This is a genomic window from Kribbella sp. NPDC023972 (assembly GCF_040639075.1).
Classification (GTDB): Bacteria; Actinomycetota; Actinomycetes; order Propionibacteriales; family Kribbellaceae; genus Kribbella.
On sequence record NZ_JBEZZH010000005.1, the window covers coordinates 258183 to 281040 of the forward strand.

26 protein-coding genes are annotated in these 22858 nt (G+C 68.7%); 10 read left to right on the top strand and 16 right to left on the bottom strand.

Translation table 11 applies throughout. The features are described 5' to 3' along the window. Window positions 1-19: 19 nt before the first annotated feature. The 4 genes from AB0F43_RS21805 to AB0F43_RS21820 all read right to left on the bottom strand — a co-directional run bounded on the left by AB0F43_RS21805 (window position 20) and on the right by AB0F43_RS21820 (window position 5150). Entirely contained in the window at window positions 20-556 is a 537-nt protein-coding gene (locus tag AB0F43_RS21805) for a hypothetical protein (RefSeq protein WP_360479541.1), read from the bottom strand. A 115-nt stretch (window positions 557-671) separates the two neighbouring features. After that, window positions 672-1325, bottom strand: a complete 654-nt coding sequence (locus tag AB0F43_RS21810; protein WP_360479544.1) for a HemK2/MTQ2 family protein methyltransferase — start codon at window positions 1323-1325, stop codon at window positions 672-674. After that, window positions 1322-2533 (bottom strand): YbdK family carboxylate-amine ligase, encoded by a 1212-nt coding sequence (locus tag AB0F43_RS21815; protein ID WP_360479547.1) that lies wholly within the window; start codon window positions 2531-2533, stop codon window positions 1322-1324. Before AB0F43_RS21815 ends, AB0F43_RS21810 begins: the two co-directional genes overlap by 4 nt. 148 nt (window positions 2534-2681) lie before the next feature. After that, window positions 2682-5150, bottom strand: coding sequence for a X2-like carbohydrate binding domain-containing protein (locus AB0F43_RS21820; RefSeq protein WP_360479550.1), 2469 nt, complete (start codon window positions 5148-5150; stop codon window positions 2682-2684). A gap of 168 nt (window positions 5151-5318) precedes the next feature. Here AB0F43_RS21820 and AB0F43_RS21825 point away from each other — a divergent pair, with 168 nt between their 5' ends. Further along, window positions 5319-6284: a phosphotransferase gene (locus AB0F43_RS21825; protein WP_360479553.1), complete on the top strand. Its 966-nt coding sequence runs from the start codon at window positions 5319-5321 to the stop codon at window positions 6282-6284. A 1-nt stretch (window position 6285) separates the two neighbouring features. On the opposite strand, the gene AB0F43_RS21830 is transcribed toward AB0F43_RS21825, so the two are convergent. Continuing rightward, a complete protein-coding gene (locus tag AB0F43_RS21830; protein WP_360479556.1) occupies window positions 6286-7167 on the bottom strand; it encodes a helix-turn-helix transcriptional regulator in 882 nt (293 codons plus the stop codon). A gap of 340 nt (window positions 7168-7507) precedes the next feature. Between AB0F43_RS21830 and AB0F43_RS21835 the strand changes: the two genes are divergently transcribed. Continuing rightward, window positions 7508-8428, top strand: coding sequence for a hypothetical protein (locus AB0F43_RS21835; protein WP_360479559.1), 921 nt, complete (start codon window positions 7508-7510; stop codon window positions 8426-8428). A gap of 146 nt (window positions 8429-8574) precedes the next feature. Here AB0F43_RS21835 and AB0F43_RS21840 read toward each other — a convergent pair whose 3' ends face one another. Further along, window positions 8575-9909, bottom strand: a complete 1335-nt coding sequence (locus AB0F43_RS21840; protein ID WP_360479562.1) for a protein kinase — start codon at window positions 9907-9909, stop codon at window positions 8575-8577. Window positions 9910-9965: 56 nt separating this feature from the next. Here AB0F43_RS21840 and AB0F43_RS21845 point away from each other — a divergent pair, with 56 nt between their 5' ends. Beyond that, complete coding sequence (locus AB0F43_RS21845; protein WP_360479565.1) at window positions 9966-10610, top strand: HAD family hydrolase; 645 nt, start codon at window positions 9966-9968, stop codon at window positions 10608-10610. A gap of 73 nt (window positions 10611-10683) precedes the next feature. Beyond that, window positions 10684-11073, top strand: a complete 390-nt coding sequence (locus tag AB0F43_RS21850) for a DUF6766 family protein (RefSeq protein ID WP_360479568.1) — start codon at window positions 10684-10686, stop codon at window positions 11071-11073. A gap of 35 nt (window positions 11074-11108) precedes the next feature. Here the strand turns inward: AB0F43_RS21850 and AB0F43_RS21855 are convergent, their stop codons facing one another. After that, window positions 11109-11477, bottom strand: a complete 369-nt coding sequence (locus tag AB0F43_RS21855; protein WP_360479571.1) for a hypothetical protein — start codon at window positions 11475-11477, stop codon at window positions 11109-11111. 131 nt (window positions 11478-11608) lie between these two features. Here AB0F43_RS21855 and AB0F43_RS21860 point away from each other — a divergent pair, with 131 nt between their 5' ends. From AB0F43_RS21860 to AB0F43_RS21870, 3 genes are all read left to right on the top strand, one after another. Continuing rightward, complete coding sequence (locus tag AB0F43_RS21860) at window positions 11609-12166, top strand: hemerythrin domain-containing protein (RefSeq protein WP_360479574.1); 558 nt, start codon at window positions 11609-11611, stop codon at window positions 12164-12166. Between the two features lie 51 nt (window positions 12167-12217). Then, window positions 12218-12475 (top strand): hypothetical protein, encoded by a 258-nt coding sequence (locus AB0F43_RS21865; RefSeq protein WP_360479577.1) that lies wholly within the window; start codon window positions 12218-12220, stop codon window positions 12473-12475. 130 nt (window positions 12476-12605) lie between these two features. Further along, window positions 12606-13409, top strand: a complete 804-nt coding sequence (locus AB0F43_RS21870) for a sigma-70 family RNA polymerase sigma factor (RefSeq protein ID WP_360479580.1) — start codon at window positions 12606-12608, stop codon at window positions 13407-13409. Window positions 13410-13473: 64 nt separating this feature from the next. Here the strand turns inward: AB0F43_RS21870 and AB0F43_RS21875 are convergent, their stop codons facing one another. From AB0F43_RS21875 to AB0F43_RS21895, 5 genes are all read right to left on the bottom strand, one after another. Beyond that, window positions 13474-14424 carry a YihY/virulence factor BrkB family protein gene (locus tag AB0F43_RS21875; RefSeq protein ID WP_360479583.1) on the bottom strand — a complete coding sequence of 317 codons (951 nt, stop codon included), beginning with the start codon at window positions 14422-14424 and terminating at the stop codon, window positions 13474-13476. Next, the gene (locus AB0F43_RS21880; RefSeq protein WP_360479586.1) at window positions 14424-15035 is read right to left on the bottom strand and encodes a DUF3618 domain-containing protein; all 612 of its coding nucleotides are present in this window, start codon (window positions 15033-15035) and stop codon (window positions 14424-14426) included. The genes AB0F43_RS21875 and AB0F43_RS21880 overlap by 1 nt, the downstream gene beginning before the upstream one ends. Further along, window positions 15011-15436, bottom strand: a complete 426-nt coding sequence (locus tag AB0F43_RS21885; protein WP_360479589.1) for a phage holin family protein — start codon at window positions 15434-15436, stop codon at window positions 15011-15013. The genes AB0F43_RS21880 and AB0F43_RS21885 overlap by 25 nt, the downstream gene beginning before the upstream one ends. A 1-nt stretch (window position 15437) precedes the next feature. Then, window positions 15438-16151, bottom strand: a complete 714-nt coding sequence (locus AB0F43_RS21890) for a hypothetical protein (RefSeq protein ID WP_360479592.1) — start codon at window positions 16149-16151, stop codon at window positions 15438-15440. A 298-nt stretch (window positions 16152-16449) separates the two neighbouring features. Beyond that, entirely contained in the window at window positions 16450-16962 is a 513-nt protein-coding gene (locus tag AB0F43_RS21895; protein WP_360479595.1) for a DUF1360 domain-containing protein, read from the bottom strand. A 133-nt stretch (window positions 16963-17095) separates the two neighbouring features. Here AB0F43_RS21895 and AB0F43_RS21900 point away from each other — a divergent pair, with 133 nt between their 5' ends. After that, window positions 17096-17332 carry a hypothetical protein gene (locus tag AB0F43_RS21900; RefSeq protein WP_360479598.1) on the top strand — a complete coding sequence of 79 codons (237 nt, stop codon included), beginning with the start codon at window positions 17096-17098 and terminating at the stop codon, window positions 17330-17332. Between the two features lie 18 nt (window positions 17333-17350). Here the strand turns inward: AB0F43_RS21900 and AB0F43_RS21905 are convergent, their stop codons facing one another. The 3 genes from AB0F43_RS21905 to AB0F43_RS21915 form a co-directional block, all read right to left on the bottom strand. Next, on the bottom strand, window positions 17351-18136 hold the full coding sequence (locus AB0F43_RS21905; protein ID WP_360479601.1) for an SDR family oxidoreductase: 786 nt from the start codon (window positions 18134-18136) through the stop codon (window positions 17351-17353). Window positions 18137-18171: 35 nt separating this feature from the next. Further along, on the bottom strand, window positions 18172-19029 hold the full coding sequence (locus AB0F43_RS21910; protein ID WP_360479604.1) for an SDR family NAD(P)-dependent oxidoreductase: 858 nt from the start codon (window positions 19027-19029) through the stop codon (window positions 18172-18174). 524 nt (window positions 19030-19553) lie between these two features. Continuing rightward, window positions 19554-20219: a hypothetical protein gene (locus AB0F43_RS21915; RefSeq protein WP_360479607.1), complete on the bottom strand. Its 666-nt coding sequence runs from the start codon at window positions 20217-20219 to the stop codon at window positions 19554-19556. A gap of 146 nt (window positions 20220-20365) precedes the next feature. Between AB0F43_RS21915 and AB0F43_RS21920 the strand changes: the two genes are divergently transcribed. Together AB0F43_RS21920 and AB0F43_RS21925 are read left to right on the top strand one after the other, a co-directional pair. After that, on the top strand, window positions 20366-20803 hold the full coding sequence (locus AB0F43_RS21920; RefSeq protein WP_360479610.1) for an Hsp20/alpha crystallin family protein: 438 nt from the start codon (window positions 20366-20368) through the stop codon (window positions 20801-20803). Window positions 20804-21347: 544 nt separating this feature from the next. Further along, window positions 21348-21770, top strand: coding sequence for a J domain-containing protein (locus AB0F43_RS21925; protein ID WP_360479613.1), 423 nt, complete (start codon window positions 21348-21350; stop codon window positions 21768-21770). A 77-nt stretch (window positions 21771-21847) separates the two neighbouring features. On the opposite strand, the gene AB0F43_RS21930 is transcribed toward AB0F43_RS21925, so the two are convergent. Beyond that, complete coding sequence (locus AB0F43_RS21930) at window positions 21848-22804, bottom strand: TIGR03557 family F420-dependent LLM class oxidoreductase (RefSeq protein ID WP_360479616.1); 957 nt, start codon at window positions 22802-22804, stop codon at window positions 21848-21850. Window positions 22805-22858 lie beyond the last annotated feature (54 nt).

Here is a 22858-nt window from a genome sequence, read left to right on the forward strand (position 1 = left end):
GCTCCCAGGCGCACCGCCTTCAGGCGGCGGACTGAGATTCCGCAGACGTGTTCACCACTGCCGGCGCCTCCACCAACGTGGGGCTGATCAGATCGACCAGCGTCGGCAACGGACGGTCGACACCCGTCGGGCCTACAGCGTGCTCCGCAGGAGTTACGGTCGGTCGCGCAGGCCCCCGTACGACGGACTCCGCGCCAACACCGACAAGCGCGGTGAGTACGACGGCCGCGAGGCTGACGCCGCAGCCGGCAAGCGCAATCTCGGGAAAGGAACGGCCAGCCCGAGCCAGCGCATCCGCAGTCATCACCAATGCCGTGTTCGCGATCACTACCGAGACGGCCAAGGTCAGGACGGATGCGGCACGCGGCAACTGCCGAACCAGATGGGTGCTCATGGCAAGCGCCGCGGCCACAACGATCACACCGGCGGTGTAGACGGTCGGCGGCAACCAGTCGTGGAAGAACAGGGCCCACACCACGTCGACCGCGGTCGCCGTGACCATCAACGGATACACCAAGAGCATCGCCATCCACCGCCGCGCTGCCCTGCCCTCCATGCGCCAGATCCCCTCCATCTCGTCCCGATGCGCTCCAGGCGTTGGCACTCGACCAGGGAGAGTGCCAAACGAGACTATGGATTACCGGCTACCCAGTTGCGAGTCAAGTCAGCGATCAACGTGGGCCCGGTGGGGCGCTCGCGCGGATGACCACCACGTCCTCCTCGTCGATGTCGGCGGGAATCGTCCCTGCGGCCTGCTGGGCTCGCATCAACGGGCCCAGCGGACCCCGCTCGCAGGCTCGCACCTCGACGTCCACCAGCCCGGCCCGTCGCAGTCGCTCGAAGCTGGCCTCGATCCCGATGAGTGACGACTGCACGAAAAGCAGCACCCCACCGGGGTGCAGGTGGGCAGGGGCCCCGTCGCACAGCGCGTCCAGGATGATCCGTCCGTCGCGGCCCGCTTCCCACGCCCGGCTCGCGCCACGGCGGGGCAGATCGGGCCTGGGTGACGGCACGTACGGCGGGTTGCTCACGATCAGGTCGAACCGCTCGCCGGCCACGGGTCCGAAGTTCTGGCCCCGAAGCGTCCGGACCCGCAGGCCGGCCCGGAGCGCGTTGAGCCGGACAGTGAGCAGCGCTCGGCGGGAGACGTCGATCGCGGTCGTGGTCGCGCCGCACTCCGCCGCGGTGAGGGCGAGGAGACCACTCCCGGTGCAGACGTCGAGCGCCTGCGAGCCCGGACCGATGGTCTCCTGGCGGATGGCGTCGGCCAGCATCCACGAGTCGGAGATCGGGGCGAAGACGCCTGGAAGCGTCAGCAGCTTCATGTGGTGAACACCTCCGCAAGCCATGGGACGACGCGCTCAGGACCGAGCGCTCGAAGGTGATCCACCGGTGGGTCCTCCACCATCGCTCGTACGTCGTCCAGGCCGCCCGGCGCGTAGGGCTCGGCGGCGTCGATGAGGTCGTGAAGGCAGCGGCGGGTGGATCGGGGCTCGCCGGTGCGGAGGTCGAGGAGCTCGCCCCTAACGCCGTCCCGGAGCGCGGCCCACCGGTTCTCCGCGATCCTCCACGTCGGAGCCGGCGGTAGGAGCTCGTTGAGGTGGTGCAGATCGGCAAGCCTGGCAGCGACCGCGTGGACGAGTCGGGCGATCGCGCTGGTCTGATCCACGGTCGCCTGTACGTCGAGGACCCGAAGCTCGAGCGTGCCGTAGCGGACATGCGGCCGGAGCTCCCACCACCACTCCGAAGCGTCGGTCACGGCACCCCCTCGGACCAGCCAGGCGAGGTCCTCGGCGAACTGCTCCCAAGAGGCGATGATCGGGGGCACCCCCTGGCGGGGCAGCTCGGAGGCGATCACCGGACGCACAGAACACAGGCCGGTGTCCCGTCCGGCAGCGAAGGGGGCCGACCCGGCCAGCGCGGCCAGCTCCGGGAGAAGGTCGCGCAACGCGTGGTAGACGCCCAGCGTGCAGTCCGCATCGCCAAAGGCCAGGTGCACCTGCAACGAGGAGACGAGCTGCCGGCCGATCACCTCGCGGTAACGCGCCCCGAGCCCGGCGGCCCGCTCAGTGCGCGACAGGGCGGTCGGTCCCTCGAGGAGGGGGTGAACGGGCGCCGCGATCGCGGCCAGGTCAGGGCCACAGGCGGCGGCTATCAGTGCTCGGCACGAGCGCAGCTCCTCGACGGCGTCCGCCACGTCCTCGTGAACGGAGGTCGCGATCTCGACCTGGCAGGCCGGCAGCTCCGGCTTCACCCGCGGGTCGCCGATGCCCGCCAGCACGGCGGCGGCGTCCGCGGGCAGCCAACTCCCCCGGTGCACCAGGAGTAGCTCCTCCTCGAACCCCACACTTCCGGCGACGGTGCCGGCAAACAGCGACCGCAGCTGCGCAGCGTCGAGCGTCGCGCCGGCCCACCCGCCGGGCGGCGGACCGCCTGGCGGCCAATGGGACCCGCTCCCATCAAGCACGGACGCACTCAGCGGATCACTCAGCCCCACTCCCACTCCGGGTTGGACGGACTCGGCCTTGGCCACACAAGCCTCCTGCCCGCGCCGGCGCACCGCGCACCGGCTTTCCCTGAGGCTCCCCTCTGAACCCCGCAGTCCTCCGGTACCCCCGGCGGACACGTCAACCCTCGCCAGTGGAGCCGACGGTCGGCCCCACTGGACGGCGTTGTCAGGGCTAGGGCTGCTTGGCGATCGTGTAGCGGATGGTGTCGTTGCGTAGTACTCCGCCTGAGACCTTGACGATGCGCAGAGTGTGTTGCCCGTTCTTCAGGCCGGAAGCGTTGAACACCTGCTGTGCCGTGACTCGTACCTCGTTGCTGAGGTTCACGCGACGTACGAGCTTGCCGTCGAGGTAGACGTCGGCTTCGCCCTGGTCCGGACCGAGCGCTGTCCACCACTCCATGCCGTTGCCCTGGAAGGTGAAGTCGATCGCGGCGCCGTCCGCTGTCGCGTAGTGCACGTCGTCGCGGTAGTCACCACGGAACCGTACGTCGAGCACCGCGTTGCCGACCGGCTGAGCCGCGAGGTACTCCTTCTTGATCGTCACGACGCGGCCGTCGACGGTGTAGTCGGTGCCCTGGACGAGGTCCCGGCCGCCCTTCGAGATCGCTACCAGCTCGCCCGGGTCGCGCCCGATCTGGACACTGACATCCGCCTGAGCGGACGGGTTCTTGTCGAAGGTCGCCGTGTCCGGGTTCAGCAGGCTCTCCTGCCGCACGTTCAACTTGTCGAGCAGCATGAACTGTCCCGATTTCTTCACCCCGCGGATCGTGTGGGTTCCGTTCGGGAGATCGGAGATGCTGTAGACCACCTGTTGGGCGCCACGTCCGTCCTCGCGGTAGGTGCTCACGGTCTGCTTGAGCTGTCCGTCGATGTAGATGTCGACATCACCTTGCGAGTTGTGTGTCTCCGTGACGTAGTCGACGCCGGTACCGACGAAGCTGTACGAGAAGGAGTCGCCGTTGGTCTCCGTGTACTGCACGTCGTCCTGGTAGTCACCGAGCCCGCGACCCGTGCTCCGGCTCCACGAACCCGTGTAGACGATCTGGCCGTTGTCGTTGTTGACCTCGATCGTCCGTACGGCGGCATCGGCCAGCTTCCCCGCCGTACCGGTCCTCGCTGCCGACGAATCCGACACCGTGACGGTCAGCGGCTCCGACACCGCCGGGACCTCGAAGTTGCCGTTGCGCTGCCACTCGCCGTCGTACGACACCCGCAGATCATCGTCGTTGACGCGGATCGCCGAGTTCTTCTGCGGCGTGACCTTGAGCAGCCGAACTCCATGGATCGGCACATTCTGCGCGGTGAAGCCGGACGCGAACTGCCCCAGGTCCTTGTGCGCCCACAGGTCACGTACCGTCGCGGCGCCATCCAGTCCGAGGTCAGCCCAGTTCACCGTCAGGTCGGCGTCGGTCTGGCCGAGGTTGAAAAGGGCAACGGTGTAGGTGCTGTCGGGGTTGAGCGAGAACCACACTTGCCGGTTCGTCTTCGTCGACACCGGCTGAGCGGGACGCCCGGCCTGGTTCACCGCGATCACCTCGCGGTTCGTGAGCAACTCCAGGCCGTACGAGTCCAGCCTGGTCATGTCGTTCCCGATGTACATCGGAGCGGCCGAGATCGCCCACAGCGTCGCCGCCGTACGTCGTTCGTCGCGAGTGAGCCCGTCCATCAGGCCGTTGCCCACATTCAGCGAGTCGAGATCGTTCCACCCACCCGGTCCGGCATGGCGCCACCAGTCGGCGAGCTTGGGGAACAGCCGCGCGACGTTCTGCCAGGTCGTGAGCGCCTGACCCGGGCAGTAGCACTCGACGTCCCAGTCGATACGCCAGCCGTTGGCGTACTGCTTCCAGTACTCGGCGTAGTTGATGTCGAGCGCCCAGGAGAGCTCGAGCCAGATGCCGTGGCGGGCCAGAGCGTGCGACCACGCCTTGACGTCGTCGCGGGCGTCGAGTGAAAGATCACTGATGCCCGACCCGGGAGTCACGCTGTCGAACTTCAGGAAGTCGACACCCCAGGAACCGTAGAGATCGGCGATCGAGTCGATGTACTTCTGCGCGCATGGCTTCGAGAAGTCGACCCGGTAGCCGAGACCCCAGTAGTCCGCCTTCTGCAGCGGTTGCACAGCCAGGTCACCGGTCCGGCACTCGGGGGCGCCATACACGGGAAGGTTGGCATCGATCAGCGACTTGCCGATGCCCGGGATGCCGTACAGGCCGACCTTCTGGCCGTTGCCGTGGATGTGGTCGATCACCGCCTGCAGACCGTCGGGGTACAACGTCGCGCTCGGCACCGGCCGGCCGTAGTCGTCGACGCCGCCGTTCCAGCCGGCGTCGATGTTGATGTACTCGTACCCGTACGGCTGAAGTTTCTCGTGCATCGCATCCGACTGGGCCTTTAGCCGGTCCGCCGAGATCCAGCTGCTGCCGTCCGACGAGTACACCTGCATGCTGTAACTGCTCCAGCCCATGTAGGGCTTCAGTGCCTTCTCCCCCGCCGGTCCGCCGGTGACGCTGGCCGTGGCGGTAGTCCCGCGTGGTGCCGGTACGGCGGAAGACGGAACAGTCAAGCCGGCCGGAAGCAGCGCGGCGACGGCGAGACCCACGAGCAGGCCTCGTAGTGCCTTGTTCCGTACGGATCTGGTCATGAGCGGTGACCTCTCTGATGATCTGACAACCGAGACCCCGGGTGTCCGCGGTCCTCGACGCACGTCTCCCAAAACCCGGATCCGATAGGATATTGGAGGCTTTACTTAACTCTGTCAAGATTTCGTGCATGAACCAGGCCCCGTGGTTCCATCTACGATGTGGATGGCGTGAGCGGTGCGCAGCGGGCGATTCTCGGCGTCCAGACGGCCCGGGAGGTCCGCGCTTGGCTGGCCCGGCACGTCCGCGATCACCTCGGTGCGGGTGTCGATTCGGTTCTGTTCACCGCCGGCGACATCGGCGCGGTCTTCGGGCTGCGCCTCACCGATGAACGCGAGGTTGTCCTCAAGGCGCTGCGTCCCGGCGCGAAGGCCGAACGACTGCGAACTGTCGTGCGGGCGCAGAACATCCTCGCGTCGGCTGGCTTCGGTTGCGCCCGCGTGATTGACGGCCCGTCGGAGACCGGCGGCGTACTCGCTGTCATCGAGGAACGATTGACGTGCACCTCGACCGGATCCCCTCACGACCCGGCGGCGCGGGCTGCGATGGCAACAGGGCTCGCGGCGCAGATCGACGTACTGCGCGGTTTTGACGGCACTGAGCTCGGGACAAGTCCGCCGGCCTGGTCGGTCTGGAATGCCGGCGCGTGGCCGACGCCGCACGACCCGATCTTCGACTTCTCCAGCCCTGTTCCGGGCTTCGAGTGGGTGGACGAGACCGCCGACGCCGCCGCCACGATCCTGCGCGCGACCGACCACGCGCCCGGGGTTGTCGGGCACAGCGACTGGGTCTGGCAGAACGTCTGCATTCAGTCCGGACGTTTCGTGGCCGGCTACGACTGGGACAGCCTCATCCACGCGCCGGAGCCGGTGGTTGTCGGCCTCTGCGCCGGCGCGTTCACGCAGGGCTCTCCGATCCCTCCGGATGCGCCCACGGCCCAGGAGGTGGCCGCGTTCCTCGACGACTACGAGCGGGTACGGGCGTTCTCCCCGGCCGAGCGGCGTACGGCCGAGGCCGCGGTCACCTGGGTGCGCTGCTACAACGCCCGGTGCCAGCTGGACAACCTGTACCGTCGCGAGATGGAACCACCGACCGGATCGTTCATCGAGGCCTTGACCGCCACCCGCGCCTCCTGACTCAGTGGCCGGCGACCTCGGTGGGGATGTTGGTGGCCGCCCAGGAGGCCAGGAGTTTGAGCGCGTCGGCGGTGGATGAGGCGGGATCGGCGGCGTAGATGGTGAGGGTGAGGCCGGGTTCGGAGATCAGGTCGACGCTCTCGTAGGCGAGCTCCAGGTCGCCGACGGCGTCGTGGTGGAAGTGTTTGGTGCCGGCGCCGTGCAGCCGGACGTTGTGCGCGCTCCAGCGCTGCCGGAACTGCGGGCTGCGGGTGGACAGTTCGCCGACGAGGTCGTGGAGCGCTTTGTCGTGGGGGTCCCGCCCGGCCTCGGTGCGCAGGATCGACACGCAGGTGTCGGCCGCGGTGTCCCAGTCGGGGTAGAACCGGTGCGAGTCGTCGTCGAGGAACGTGTAGCGGGCAAAGTTGGGGGGCTCGCCGGGCTCACGGTCGTACAACGACGAGTGCATTGCGCGGCCGAGGTGGTTGGCGGCGAGCAGGTCCATCCGGCCGTTCCGGACGATCGCCGGCCCTCCGGTGATGGTGTCGAGCGCCCATTGCAGGCTCGGCCTGGGTGTCCAGCGTTTCGCCGAACGGCGCCGGGGCTGAGCCAGGCGGCTGCTGCCGTTGGCTGCCTGGGCGAGATGGAACAGGTGGATCCGTTCCGCGTCGTCCAGCTGCAGGGCGCGGGCGACCGCGTCGAGGACCGAGGCGGAAACTCCGGCCAAAGAGCCGCGTTCGAGCTTGGCGTAGTACTCGATGCTCACCCCGGCCAGGGTGGCCACCTCGCCACGGCGCAGGCCCGGCACCCGGCGCCTTCCCACCGTGGGCAGGCCGACGTCCTGCGGCGTGACCTTGGCCCTCCGGGTGGTCAGGAACTCTCGCACCTCGGCACGGTTGTCCATGCCGCCCACGGTACGGGCACCAGCCTCCCGGTGGGATGCACTACCGGTACACCTCTCAACAGAAACTCCCCCGCCCCCGCTCCAAGCGGTTGTCTGGACGCGTCCCCACCAGTCATCAGCGGACCTGTCTCCGACCAGCGCGGCCGGCGCCGATTGTTGCTGCTGGCCACTGTCCTGATGACCGCCGCGTCGATCGTCTGCGCGGTGGCGCCCTCGATCACCGTCATGATGGCCGCCCGGCCATCGCCGGCCTCGAACGGAATTCGAACTTTTCTGGGGCTGCCGCTATCCAACCCGTCGACGAAGGCAGGGGCCTTCGCCCAAGGGGAGGAAGATCCAGATGATTCGTAAGGCCGCAGGTTTGGCGTCGGCCGGGGTGCTTGCGCTGACCCTCGGGGTGGCAGTGGGCTCGCCCGCGCAGGCCGAGACGTCGGCGACGAGCGCACCGTGTGCGCTCCGGCTCGGCTCGGTCACCGCCACCGGCGCACACACCAGCCGCATGGTCACCGCGACGTCGCCGATCACCATCGGCGGGGTGCGCGGGACGGCCGGAGTGTTCCAGCCGAACCAGGTCCAGCACACCACCACCTTCGTCGGGACGCCGCTGCTGAGCGGGGAGTCGCGGGCCGGCCTGACCGTGATCGGTGGCGCGTTGCACTCCAGCTCGTACGTCGTCGACGGGCAGAGCCAGATCGACCCGCACTACCCGCACAACAACCTCCGCATCGGCGGCGGCTGGGGCAACTACCGCTGGGTCGAGCAGTCGATCCACCGGCCGGCGAACGCCGGCGAACCGAGCCGGACCATGCTCTACGGCCAGCAGATCGACGGCACCATGCACCGCTGGGTCGCGGACGGCACCGGCTGGCGCAAGACCGGCGGCGTCGGTGGGCTCAGCACGGTGAAGTCGATGACGCTGATCAGCCGCACCGCGACGTACGAGACCTTCCTCACCAACACCCGGGCCGGCAAGCTGATGACGGTCCGGTGGCCCACCAGCTACCTGAGCGTGCCGACCGCCACGCCGGTTCGGGACACCACCTGGCAGGGATTCGAGCAGCTGATCGCGACGAAGTGCGGCGCGACCGGAACACTGCTGCTGGCCATCGACCGGGACACCAAGTCCGGGTACCTGTACGCGGTCGGGCACGCCAGCGGCAAGAGCACCGCGATCCGCAGCCTGGGCAAGGTCCCGATGACCTTCTCCGACCCGCAGTACTTCCGCTGGGCACCCAAGTACGACACGCTCAGCGGCGACTGATCGATCCTTTCCTGCGAACGGCGGCACAGACTGTGCCGCCGTTCGTTTGTCTGGCGCCTGAAGCCGTGCCCGCCGGTGCGGCGGGCACGCGCCGGCGTCAGAGACCTTCGAGCCAGGCGTGATCAGGCCGACCCGGACCTTCTCGCCTAGTCAGAGTCCGGTGTTCCGGTGACTTGCGCGGCTGGGGACGGCGTACCTGATGCCGGCGTGCTCGTCGTCGGGGTGGCGGATGGTGGCGTGCTCGATGGAGAGGTTCCCGTCGACGGCGTGCTCTGGGTGGGGACAGTGGGCGTGGGGGTGCTCCGGGTAGGCGTGGCCGACGGCGTCGTACTGGTGGGGGTGGGGGTGGCCGACGGCGTGGGCGACGCTGTTGGCTGAGAGGTGCTTTGCGACGGCTGGGCCGACGTGGTCCGACTCGTGGTGCCGGCCTGGGTCGGGCGGGTCGAGGTCTCCGTCGCGGCGGGCGTCGTACTCGAGCTCACGCTGGGCTGCGGACCGACGTCGGTCGTTGGAGGCACTCTGGTCTCGTTGCCGTTGAGCAGGATTGCGGTCATCACAGCCACTGCCGCCGCGAGGAGGGCGATCCCACCGGCCAGCAGGGTTGTCCTTCGCCCCTGATGAACCGGCACGAGCGGGGTGGTCGCAGCGATGATCCGCTCGGCACGCAAGGAACCGGCCGCGACCTCGGCGGCGGACGGACGGTAGGCAGGATCTTTGGCGAGCATCTGCAGCAGAACAGCCTCGAACGGTCCGCCGAGTTCGGGCCGGATCAGACTCGGCGGCGCCGGCTCGGCGTCGACGTGCTGATAGAGAATCGCCGTCGGGTGTTCTGCCGTGAACGGCGGCACGCCGGTGACCAGCTGGTAGAGCACACACCCCAGCGAGTACACATCCGCTGCCTTGCCGGCCTGCCCACCCGCCGCTCGCTCGGGCGCGAGGTACAGGGTGCTGCCGATGATCTCGCCGGCCGCCGTCAGCGTCGTCGTGCCTTCTCCCGGCAGGTGAGCGATACCGAAGTCCGCGACCTTGACGGTCCCGTCCGGCGTCAGCAGCAGGTTGCCCGGCTTCACGTCACGATGGACGACGTCCTCCCGATGCGCCGCGGCAAGGCCGGCAGCAGCCTGTTCGACGATGTCGATTGCCCGCTCTTTGGGCATGGGGCCGTGCTCGGCGAGCTCGTCGGCAACCGTCCGTCCTTCGACCAGCTCCATCACCAGGAAGAACCCGTCCCCGTGGTGCCCGAAGTCGTACACGGAAACCACGTGGGGATCGTTCAACCTCGCCGCGGCCCGCGCCTCGCGGTGAAATCGCTCCGCAGCTCTCGGATCACGATCCGGCGCCAGCAGCAACTTGACCGCCACCGGCCGCCCCAACTGCTCATCGGTGGCGCGGAACACTTCCCCCATCCCGCCCCGCCCGATCAACGGACCCAACCTGTATCGCTCAGCTACCAGCACTCTCACACCCGTACCCAACCCCACCCCGACCCAACCTGTTCCACGGGCCCTGCCCGAACGGCGGCGGCTAGAGTTGCCGGGTGATTTCGCATGTGGTGTGGGACTGGAACGGGACCCTGCTGAACGACAACGACGCCGTACTGGCCGCGGTCAACGCGGTGTGCGCCGACTTCGGGCGGCCGGGCCTCACCTGGGCGGAGTGGCAGGCGGTCTACGCGCGACCGATGCGGGGCTCGTACGAGCAGATTCTGCATCGCGTGCTCGACGACGAGGAGTGGGCCCGCGTCGACAAGCTCTACCACGAGCGGTACGACGCCATCCTGCACACCTGCGAGTTGGCGACCGGAGTGCCGGACGAGCTCCGGCGACTGGCCGAGACCGGCCGGACCCAGTCCCTGCTGTCGATGTGGTTCCACGCACGACTCGTACCGACGATCGAACAGTTCGGGCTCACCGAGTACTTCAGCCGCGTCGACGGACTGCCCGGTGACGTCGGGGGCGGTTCCAAGACGGAGAGCATGCGGCTGCACCTCGAGGCCCAGGCTCTGGACCCGGCCGACGTCGTACTGATCGGCGACGTGGTCGACGACGCGGTCGCCGCCCAGGCCGTCGGCACCGGCTGCATCCTGGTCACCACGGGTGCCATGACCCGCACCGCCCTGGAGACCACCGGCGTACCGGTCACCAACTCCGTCCAGGAAGCCCTCCGCCTCCTTGACAGCTGAACGGCCGTGATCACAGGTCGTGACCAGACCACACGGTCAGGATGATGAGCGCTACTCGGGGTACCGGTTCGTCATGGACCAAGAGAACGGCCTGGAGCCGGATCCGCGGCACAACTCCCGTCGCGACACGCACGTCCGACGCTGGGGAGCGGTGTACGTACTTCTTGTGTTGTTCATCGGTTCGTGGCTGGGACAGTTCTTCAGCCAGCTGAGCGAATTCCGCAGTGAGCAGGAGGAGCACAACCAGGCGTTCGCCTGGCCGGACTTCTTCACCGCCTTCTTCTCCAGCACGTTCGAGAACTGGCAGAGCGAGTGGCTGCAGCTCGTCTTCCAGGCCATCCTGCTGCTCGGCGCCAAGCACCTGATCTTCCGGGTCGACGCCGAGGACATGGAACGCATCGAGGCCAAGGTCGACAAGATCAACCGCCACCTCGAAGACCAGGCCCGGATTGCCAAGGGCTGAGCCGAAGGCAGGCCTGACCGGCCGCCTGTGAGGTTTCAGTCGCCGCCGGTTGGGCGCCCCGGAGGGGTGTCGGGGGCGACCGTGGGGTCGGCGGCCGCAACGGGATCCGTCTCTCCCGCCGCCACCGGGTGGACCAGTCGGTCGTCGCCCGTCCTGCGCACCCCGTCCGCGCGCTCGTTCGCCGTCATCCGCTCCTCGGCAGGCGCCGCTTCCGCGTCGCCCTCACTCTCCACCACGCTGCCCGGCACCTGGCCCTGCGCAAACATCTCGCCGGCGGCTCCGGCCGCCTTCCTGCGCAACACCCGATATCCGACCGCGCCGGCACCCGCTGCGCCCGCGCCCACCAGAACCCAGCCGGTCCGCCGCATGCCGCTCGCACGCGCTTTCTTCTTCGCCCGCATCATCAGAGCCCTCCTCCATCGCTAGCCGCTTCGGTAACCCGCCGCCACGGCATCCAAACCGCAACCGACGGACGTGCTTTCAAGCCTCTCGCCGGGGTACTGCGCCGGGATCATCACGACGTCAGGAGGAACTCATGGCTGCCACCGACCCCGATGTGATCGACGTCCTCACCGCGGACCACCGGGAAGTGGAGGATCTGACCGACCAGATCGCCGCAACCCTCGACCCCGAACAGCGCCGGGACCTGGCCGACCAGCTGATCGCCGAACTGGTGCGGCACTCGGTTGCCGAGGAGATGTACGTCTATCCCGCGATGCGCGACCACCTGCCGAACGGCGAGGAGGCCGTCGAGCACGACATCCAGGAGCACAAGGAACTCGAGAGGCTGATGAAACAACTCGAGGGCGCCGATGCCGGCAGCACCGAGTTCGACGATGCCCTGAGCAACCTGCGGCAGGTCCTCCTCGACCACGCGCAGGACGAGGAGACCGAGCAGTTCCCGCAACTGCGGGCGCAGGTCCCTGCCGCCACGCTGGTCGAGCTGAAGGACAAGGTCGAGACGGCGAAGAAGCTCGCGCCGACCCGGCCGCACCCGGCCGCGCCGAACGCCGAGCTCTTCCACAAGCTGGCCGGTCCCGGCGTGGGACTGGTCGACCGGCTCCGGGACCGGCTCACCGGCCGCTCGACGTAGCCCGAATCCGCCGCAGGGTATGGGGTTTCCGCCAGTCCCGCCGGGGCCCTGATGCCGTTCGCCGACGTCGGGCCGAGTCCGATCCCGGACTGGATGGACGACGAGGACGGCGTACTGCTGACGGATGCGGTCGCCACCGGCTACTTCGGCGCACAGCTCGGCGACATCGCCGAGGGTGACGTCGTGGTCGTGCCCCTGGACCCGGTGATCGTCGCCGGCCCCTGGATCAGCGCGAGCATCCTGGCCTACCGCACCGCCCGCCGCCTCCGCCGCTCCCTCCGCGTCAGTCGTCGGGCTGAGGCCGGCTGAGCCCGATCTCGCCCGCCGAAATCCCGTCGGCGAAGCGATTCAAGCCGCTGGACGTGGGTACGTGGGGGTGGTTCCGGCCCTGGTTCAACCCTAGCCACCTCCGCCGGACGTTGGCACTCAGGCGGCACCCATGTCGTTCGACAGCCGGCGGTCCCAGCCGACCGCAACCGTGACAGACACGGACATCCGCAACGATCAGGCGGCACTGGTGGAGCGGCTCCTTCGGGAGGCCGCGGCAGCCACAGGCCGGCAGCGCGAGGATCTTCTGGATCAAGCGATCGTTGCATCCGTTCCGCTCGCCCGCACACTGGCGAGCCGCTATTACCGGCGTGGCGTCGACGCCGAAGATCTGGACCAGGTGGCTTACGAGCACCTGGTGAAAGCAGCCCGCAGCTACCGGCCGGCCGACGGCTCCGACTTCCGGTCGTTCGCGATTCCCACCGTCCGCGGCGGGATCCGGCACCACTTCCGCGATCACGCCTGGGCCGTCAGGTTGCCTCGGCGCCTGCAGGAGATCCAGACCCGGATCAACGCGACCGAAGCGACCCTGGCCGCTGACCTCCAGCGCTGGCCCAGCTACCACGAACTGGCCGAAGCCCTCGGCCTCGACGTCGACGAGGTCATCGAGGCGCAACGAGCGCAGGGATGCTTCAACCCTTCCTCGCTCGACGTTCCCCTGCACGACGGTTCCTCGATAACGCGCGGTCAGCAGGTCGCCGATCCCGCCGACACGTACCAGCTCGTCGACCAGATCGAGTCGCTCCGCCCGGTCATCGACACCCTGTCGGACCGCGACCGGCTGATCTTCAAGAGACGCTTTCTGGACCACCAGACCCAGGCCGAGATCGGTCACGAGATCGGTGTGAGTCAGATGCAGGTCTCGCGACTCCTGGGACGGATCATGCTTCAGCTGCGCCTCGCGCTGTCGGTGTGACAGCACACCGTTCGTGGCGCACACCCCTCCCGAGTGCGCCACGAACGGCGGCTGGGCCTCTTCCCTACTGCGGGACCGAGTCGGCTTTGACTGCGTCGCGGCGGCCGAGGGGACGGGGGTCTCCCTTGGTGGTGTCGCGTGCTGTCTGCTGCTCGGCCTCGGCATTGATCTCGGCTCCCAGCAGTACGGCGTACGCCGTCAGCCACAGCCAGAGCATCAGGACCACGACCGCGGCCAGGCTCCCGTAGGTCTTGGCATAGTTGCCGAAGGTCTGGACGTAGACGGAGAAGCCGATCGACGCGAGCAGCCAGATGATCGTGGCGACGACGGCGCCCATCGACACCCAGCGGATCCGGGCCGCGTCGCGAGCGGGCGCCAGCCGGTAGACGACCCCCAGCGCGACCGTGATCAGCACTACGGCGACGACCAGCCGGAGCACTTCCAGCCCGATCCGGACCGGCGTCGCGAGATCGTCACCGATCGCAGCGCCGGCCGCGAAGAGACCGATCGCGAGCAGCACGAAGAGGATCGCCCCCAGCGTCATGCCCAACGCGAGCAGCTTGCGGCGGATGAACCCGCGCGTCTCGTCCTCGTCGTAGGCCAGATTCACAGCGGAGATGAGATACCCGACTCCCCCGGAGGCACTCCACAGCGCGATGACCAGGGCCACCGCGACGCCGATCCCCAAGCTCTGCCGCGGAGCCGACGTCAGGGTGTCGAGCTGCTCGAGCAGCAGCTCACGTCCCGACGCCGGCATCGCGGCCGTCAGTTCTCCAACCTGGTCGCGGATCTGTCCCGGGTCCGCAACCAGTCCGTACGTCAGCACCGCGGCGGCGATGGCGGGGAAGACGGAGAGGAAGCCGAAGAAGGCGACCCCCGCCGCGAGCAGGGGCACCTGATCGGCCTTGGCCTCGGTCCAGGATCGCTTGATCACCTGCCACCAGCCCGCGGCCGGAATCTCCGTCGGCTTGTCCGCATCCACTCCGGGAACGTCCGGGCGTCGTCCGTCGCTCATCAGCTGGCGGAACCCGCCTGCCGGACGTTGTCCGCCGAGCCCTTCGCGTCTCCGGCAACCTGCTGAGCCGCTGACCGGCCCTCGTCCGCCACCTCGCCGGCAGCCTGTGACGCGGATTGCCTGACCTGCTGAACGGCTTCCTGCGCCGGTTCCTGCAGGTTCTCCTTGACCTCTTGGGCCATCTGGGCCGCCTGCTCCTTCACCGGGCCGGCGGCGTCCATCGCGGTGTCCTTGGCACCCTGCGCCAGCTCACGTTCCTTGGTCGACGCGGGGAGTACGGCGGCCGCGACCCAGCCAGCCGCAAAGGCGATCACGCCGGCGGCCAACGGCGTACCGCGAGTCCTGGCCCGAGCCATGTCCGGTGCGGAACCGACAGTGTCACCGACCTTGCTTCCCGCGTCCTGCACTGATGACATCGCGGAACCGGCGGTGTCGCCGACCGAGCCCATCACTTGCTCCCTGAACCGGTGGACGCCGGAGCGGGCGCGATCCACCCGCCGGCCGACCACGCGGCTGGGACTGACTTTCTCCGTCAGGGCGTCGACGTCGCGGCCCACGTTGCGCCTGGTCTGCTCGATGTCCCGCTTCAGCTGTTCCGGGTCTTCAGCCATTTCGCGTCCTCCTTGAGTGATTCGACCGTCTGGTCGGGTTTCGGATTGACCTCCCGCAGTTCCTTGCGTCCCGTCATCGCCAGTACCGCGGCAACGACCGCCCAGACGGCGGCGACGATCAGCGCTGCCCAGACGAGATCCATGGCTTTGTCCAGCGCCCACATCACCGTCAAGGAAACGAACAGCGCGGCCATCCAGCCCGCGAAGGCCGCGCCGCCGAGCATGCCCGCCCCCTTGCCGGCCTTCTTCGCCTCGGCCTGGAACTCCGCCTTCGCGAGCTCCAGTTCCTGGCGCGTCAGCTGCCCCAGATCGGTGGTCAGCTGGGAGACCATCGCTCCGATCGACTCGTCCATCGACAGCCGGTTCGGCCCGCTGTCGGGTGGTGATCCGCTGACGGTCATGTCACATCCCCGATCCGGGCCCGAACCTGGGTGTCACGGGAGCTCCGGGGTCCGGGTTGGGCGCTATCGGGGTGGGGGCGGGAGGTGGCGCCGAGGTGGCGGCGACCGGCGGAGCACTCATCGGTGCGGACAGAGGCGGGGCGAGATAGTCGTCGGAGACCTCGACGGGATCCATCGACGCGCGCGGTTCGGTTGTGGTGCTGTCCGGCGTACCGGTACCTCCGCCGGCCAAGGCTCGCGTGAGACGACCGGCTACGACTCCGGCTGCCACGGCCGCCACCAGGAACATGCCGGGTTTGCGCCGAGCGAAGCCGCGCACCTCTTCGAGTAGGTCGCCAGGCTCGTGTTTCTGCAGGAAGTCCGCGGCCTGATCCGTGAACTCGGCGCCGCGCTGGGCCAGCTGAGTGCCCAGACCCGACCGGCCGTGCTCGGCCATCCCCCGCAGCTCCTCACCGACGGAACGAAGACTGTTCGCGGCGCGCTCCTGCTGGCGGCTCGCCTGCTGGGTCAGTTCGTCCCGGGTCTGCCCGGCCAGCCGCCTGGTCTGCTGGCCGAGATCCGACGACACGTCCGACGCCTTGTCCTTGACGGTCCCCGCGACCTGACGAGCGGCCTCGGCCGACGTCTCTTTCAGCTGCCCGGCTTCCTCCCGGGCCGCCCCGGCCATACCTTCGGTGGACGGGCCGTCGAGGTCCGTCCGATGATTCGTCGTCATGTGACGACTCCTTCCACAAAAGCACGATGGAGTGTTGCGAAACTCGTTCAGGCACGCGTCTGACCCCGCCGCGATGGCGGCGATGTGTGTTGGAGAGAATGACCCCAGGTTGGAGTCGGCACGGCATTCCGTACCTCGAACACGACGTCGCAAATGGCACTCTGTCGTACCACCCCTGAACTGCGGGGCTCAGTACCCACCGGCGAAGCCAACAACCCCCGGAACACTCGTCAATTCGAGGGATTCCCCTGCAATTCCTGGGGTTTGGCGGTGGTTGCGGCGGACAACCACACGTCGGCTACTCCTCGGCGGCCTGCTGGAGCCGGCCATAGATCAGCTGGAGGAAATCGGCTCCGGTGACGGCGGTGAGCATCGCGGCCACGGTCCGGGTGAAGCGGGGTGCGAACAGCAGGCCCACGGTGAAGCCACTCGCGACCCACAGCGCCAGGCAGAACGGGCAGGTCAGCAGCTCGCCGACAGCGTGACGCAGCGAACTGTCTCGCCGTACCTCTTCCATCACCTCACCGGGACCTCCGGAGCCGCGGTAACGCGTGAACGGAACCCGCAGCGGACTCGTCACAGAATCCTTCGTCAGCAGGCGAGCCAGCTTCTGAGTGCCGGCGATGACCAGGATCAGGTCGTACGGCGAGATCCTTCGTGCGCGAGTGCCCCGCAGGGCGGCGACCGCACCGGCGGCACCTGCCAGCAGCGAGAAGATCGCCATCAGCACCACGTAACCCCCGAGCGGGCGGTCGGCGCCCTGCCGATACTCGTCCGCCTCGGTCTCGACGGCATCCGCGATCTTGCTCACCGATCTCACCTCGCCTGGTGCACAGCAACTCCGACACACCAGCGGTACCCACCTGCCTGCCATCGACTCTCATGAGCCCGGTGAGAGCGGGTACCGGGGCACCCTGAGGTACCCGGCTGATCGAGGAGGAACGATGGCAGCGTGTGAGGTTTGTGGCAACTACTACGACGCGGCGTTCACCGTGATCACCGCCGACCAGCGCAAGCACGTCTTCGACAGCATCGAGTGTGCGGCGCACGCGCTCGCCCCGACGTGCGCCCATTGCGGCTGCCGGGTGCTCGGCCACGGAATTCAGCAGGACACCACGATCTACTGCTGCGCGAGCTGCGCCCAGATGTCGGGTGCCGCCGCGGCGCGCGACCGGCTGTAACCCGCCACGGCGCGGCGGTCAGGGACGGCGCCACGCGTCGTCGGACAGGTGGCTGCCCGCCATCGGGCCCATCTGCAGCATGCCGCCGTCCGCGACGATGCTCGTGCCGGTGACGTACGACGCCCTGGGCGAGGCGAGGAACGCGATCACGGCAGCGATCTCGCGGGCGTCGCCCGGCCGGCCGAGCGGTACGCCGGGACGGTCCTTGCCCTGTGGGTCCTCGTCGGTCTGGCCCGTCATCGGGGTGGCGATCTCGCCTGGCGCCACCGCGTTGGCGGTGATCCCGTACTCGCCCAACTCGAGCGCCAGCGTCTTCATCAGCAGTCCCAGTCCGCCCTTCGCGGCGTCGTACGGCGCGGACCCCACTCGCGGCTGATGCTCATGCACGCTGGTGACGGCGATCAGCCGCCCGCCCCGACCTTGGTCGATCATCCGCCGCGCCGCCAGTTGCAGGCACAGGAACGCGCCATCCAGGTCGACACTCAGCACCCGCCGCCACTCCTGGTAGTCGAGATCCACCGCGAGCTGGCTGCTACCAGTCCCGCTGTTGGCGACCAGAACGTCCACACCGCCCAGCTGATCGGCCAGTCGATCGATCGCCGCGACCGCATCAGGGAGCAGCTCGAGATCCAGTTGTTCGACCTCGGCCCGCCGGCCCAGGCCGCGGACCTCCTCGGCAGTCTTCTCGGCGCCCTCCTGGTCGCTGTGCCAGGTGATGCCGACATCGAAGCCGTCCTGGGCCAGCGCGACCGCGGTCGCCCGCCCGATCCCGCTGTCCGATCCCGTCACGATCGCTTGTGGCATGGGCCTGCGGTACCCGGCCCGCTGCCGGGAAAACCCTAGCTGGACTCGAAGACATTGCCGGAGGTCGGTGGCACCTGCTGGTTCCGCTGGACGCCGAAGCGACGTGTCACCGGGCCGGCCAGCCGGTCGAAGAGGCCGGGCAGGAGCCGGAACGTCCCGACGACCAAGTGATTGAGCCGGCCGACCGACCTCTCGCGGCGCGGACGAGCCACTGTCCGGACGACCTCCGCGGCAACCCGGTCCGGCTGATCCACCGGTGGAATCGGCCGCCCGTGCCAGCCCAGGTAGGTGGCGGCGCGGGCATAGATCGGAGTGTCGACGGACCCGGGCGACACCACCGAGACCTCGATTCCCGGGGAGGTTCGCAGTTCCTGCCGGAGGACCGCGGCCAGCCCGTGCACCGCCCACTTGCTGGTCACGTACGGGCTGAGGTACGGCAGCGCGACCTTGCCGAGCAGTGAGCTGACGAGCACCAGCCTCCCGCCGCCTTGCGTCCGGAACTGCCGCAGTCCCGCTCGCGCGACATTCGCCGTACCGCCGACATTCGTCCTGATCACCTGATCGAAGACCTCCGCTGGAATGTCGTCGAAACGGCCATAAGCCAGTACGGCGGCACAATGCACGATCGCGTCGATCCGGCCGTACGCCGCCACGATCTCACTCACCAGGTGGTCGACCGCGGCCGCATCCGTCACGTTCGCAGGGACGACCAGGACTTGCGTCGCTCCCGATTCCAGGCATTCGTGTTCGACCTGCGCCAAGTCGGCCGCGGACCGGGCCGCGAGTGCCAACCGGGCATGGCGAGCGGACAGTAGCCGAGCTGTCGCACGGCCGATCCCACTCGACGCACCGACAACGAGCACGATGGGTTCATCCATACGTTCGCTCGTCACGTCCCTCACCTCTCCGGTCGAGGCGCCGGTACCCACCGGGGGCCGCAACACTCGGATACGGCCGGTAACAGTCATGAGCGTGCGAATGGCGGGCGGCGGCCGGGGGTACTTGAAGAGTCGCTGGTCCCACCGGTTAGACAGCAGCCGGACACCGGTCCGGCGCTTGTGAGAAACCAGAGCGATCCATGATCCCGTCAGATTTCGTCAAGCCGGCTGCTCGATCGTGTTCGGAGCAGGCCACCCAACTGCTGATCGAGTGGTTCGGAGTGACAGCCCAGCAGGCCGATGCCCTGATTGCCACTTGGGCTCGTGACTGCCACAGATCACCCCAAGCCGTCGCCGAGGTGTTGGTGCATCAGGTCTGGCACGGTGACCACAGCTATTTCGACCCCGCTGTGGCCCGCACCCTCGAACACGCACTGCGCAACCTCCCTGAACTCGTTGCCGCCAGCCTGGATTCGGAGCCCGGCAGGTCAACCGGCTAGGGCGGCGTTCTCACCGCCACGATCGGGCGGACCGGGTGATCATTGCGCCCTGGTCGTCTGCTCGGTTCGCAGCTGATCCGTGGTCATGGTGATGTCGGCGATCTGTCCGGCCAGGGTGGGATGGCTGTTCTCGAGTCTCGCCCCTGCCTCGGCCAGTGGGGTCAGCAAGGCGGCGGTGTCGCTGTCACCGAGCGCGTGAAGGACCCGGTCGACGCTCTCCTGGGTGGCGGAGTCGAGGTCGTCGAGCGCGGTGATCTGGGCAGCGAGCCGGCGGAGCCCGGCCGCGTTCTCGCGGGCCCATTGGGCGACGGCGCGCTCACCGGCCCGCCGGTCACGTGCCGCCTGGACTCGCTGTTCGCCGGTCATGCCTTCCTGGTCTGTCGTGTGCGGGTTGAGGCGCAGGTAGCGGCGTTCGGCGGCCTGCCGGCTGGCCACGCCGATCGCGGGGGCGATCGCGGCCCAGCTCACCCCACGGTCGCGGGCCGCGCCGATGAGCAGCGGCTCCCAGGCCGCGAGCTGGTCCTGCACGTCCCGCAGCTCGGCCAGCGCGGCGAGGACGTCCAGCGAGCTGACCATGCCTGGCGCGACACGGCCGCCTGCCCGGAGCGTGAGCTGCCGGACGGTTTCCTCCACGGCCGCGATCGCGGCCGAGGCCGTGGTCTGCACCTCACCTGTCGCGGGGTCTGTGGTGTCGCTGGCCGGCACTGGTCACCTCCCTGGCGGTCATGTCCATGATGTCAGCGATTGGATGACGTGGAACTCTTGTCATCGATCCGTTGACATGATATATCGGAAGTGCGTATTGACACCAACCGTGGATAGACGCCTGAGGGGGTGCAACGACGATGTTGATGCGCACTGATCCGTTCCGGGAGTTCGACCGGCTCGCCCAGCAGGTCTTCGGCAGCCAGGCCCCGGGCACGTGGTCACGTCCGACCGCGATGCCGATGGACGCCTACCGGCAGGGCGACCAGTACGTCGTTTCGTTCGATCTGCCCGGTGTCTCGCCGGACGCGATCGACCTGGACGTGGAACGCAACGTGCTCACGGTGAAGGCCGAGCGTCGCCCGCTCGAGCTCGGTGAGGACGTGGAGATGCAGGTCGCCGAGCGTCCGCTCGGGGCGTTCTCCCGTCAGCTGTTCCTGGGTGAGACCCTGGACGCCGACCACATCGACGCCAGCTACGAGGCCGGCGTACTGACCCTCAAGATCCCGATCGCCGAGCAGGCCAAGCCGCGCAAGATCTCGATCTCGAGCACCGGCAGCGACCGCAAGGAGATCGACGCCTGAGCCCGCGACGCCGCTGCGATACGGACGTGATGTTGTCGATGGGGTGAGGTCGATGACGGCCACCGAGCAGCACAGAGTCGGCGAGCCAGAGGCTTTCCTCGACCTCCTGCTCGCCGACGACGAGCTGGTGCGGGCCGAGTTCGACGCCTTGATCGCTGCCTGCTGGGAGTCGCCGTGTAAGCCGCCCCGTGACAAGTTCTGTCCACCGGTCGGGGGGTGGACCGCACGGCCTCCGCCAGAGTTGCCGCGCGAACCGGGCGTCCGGTTCGGGCTCGCGCCGATCCGGCCGCTTCGCGGCCGCGGGCGCGGTCCTCCGCGGCCGGCGGGGTCCTGACCGCGATGCCTCGGGAGGTGAGCAGACCCGATATCGACGAACCATGACACTTGACCCGGTGATGCGGCCGCCCGCCAGTCACACCTCGACCCGGCGGCGACGTACCTCGGATTCCCGCCGCCTGTCCTTCCTAGGACGACAGCTCCGCGCGGGCCGCCGCATCACCTCGGTCCCACCGATTGCCGGTTGAACCCACTGGTGCACGAAACCATGAGCACTCCACCGCTCCCCGACGCCTACGCGACTCTTGGTGTGACCGCGGGGGCCTCGAGCGACGAACTGCTCCGCGCCTTTCGCGACCTCGTCCGGGAGCATCACCCCGATACGCGCCGACCCGCCTCGTCGGAATTCGACGACGACCTGCGCCTGCAGCAGATCCTCACGGCGTACGCGACGCTGCGTGATCCAGTCCGTCGCGCTGCCTACGACCGCGTCCGGCCGGCAACCGCGAGCACCCCGCCAACACCCCAGCCCCGATCCCCAGCCACACCGGTCTCCGCCCCGATCCGGGTTGGACCGGGGACCCGCCGAGGCGGGCCGGAAATCCGGGTCGGGCCGGCGATCCGGGTCGGCCCAGTGCACTGGAAGCCACTCGCACAGCCCACCCCACCAAGGGATCCGCCGCTGCGCTGAGCGTCATGAACCGAGTCATCCGGCTGGGTCGCCTCACCGAGCAACATCGCCTGTCCATCCCTGGGTCGCACGAGTGTTCAGAGTTCGCGCAAGGCGGGCGCCAGTTCCTTGGTGAAGAAGTCGAAGAAGCCGTCCATGTCCGGGCCGGCGTTGATCAGCGCGAGGTGGTCGTAGCCGGCCTCGGCGTACTGACGGGCGACCTCGACGTGCCGCCCGACGTCCGGACCGCACCCGAACTGCTCCTTCAGGTGGTCGGCGGTCACCAGCTGCGTCGCGGCGTCGAAGTTCACCGGGTTGGGCAGCTCGGCCTGCACCTTCCACCCCGTCACCCCGAACCGGAACAACCGCCGCGCCGACTCCGCGCCCTCGTCCACCGACGGCGCCCACGCCAGCGGAACCTCGGCGTACCGGGCCCCGCTTCCGCCGGCGTCCTCGTACGCCTCGATCAAGTCCGCGCTCGGCTCGGTCACGAACAGGGCGTCGCCGAGCTCGGCGGCGAGCTGCGCGGCCTCCGGTCCGCCCGCGGCGACCGCGATCTCGGGCAGGTCGTCGGGCAGGTCGAAGACGCGCGCGTCCTCCAGCCGCAGGTGCTTGCCGTCGTACGAGTGGTACCCGCCGCTCCAGAGCAGCCGGATGATCTCCAGCGCCTCGCGCAGCATCTCGTGGCGGGTCGCTACCGCCGGCCAGCCGGCGCCGACGACGTGTTCGTTGAGCCGCTCCCCCGACCCGACACCCAGCGTGAAGCGCCCGCCGGACAGCAGTGCGGTGGTGGCGGCGGCCTGCGCGACGATCGCCGGGTGGTAGCGGATGAAGGGACAGGTCACCCCGGTCGCCAGACCGATCGCCGACGTACGCGCGGCGATGGCGGCCAGCATCGAGAACGCGAAACCCGAGTGCTCGTGCTCACTCACCCAGGGATGAAAGTGGTCGCTCACCTCGACGAAGTCGAACCCGGCCTCCTCGGCCCGCACCGCCTGAGCGACGATCTCAGTCGGCGCGTATGCCTCGGCGATCAACTTGAGTCCCACCTTCATCGAGCACCCTCCTGTCCGGCTCCGGGTTCAGTGGTCCCCGCGACTCCGCAGGTC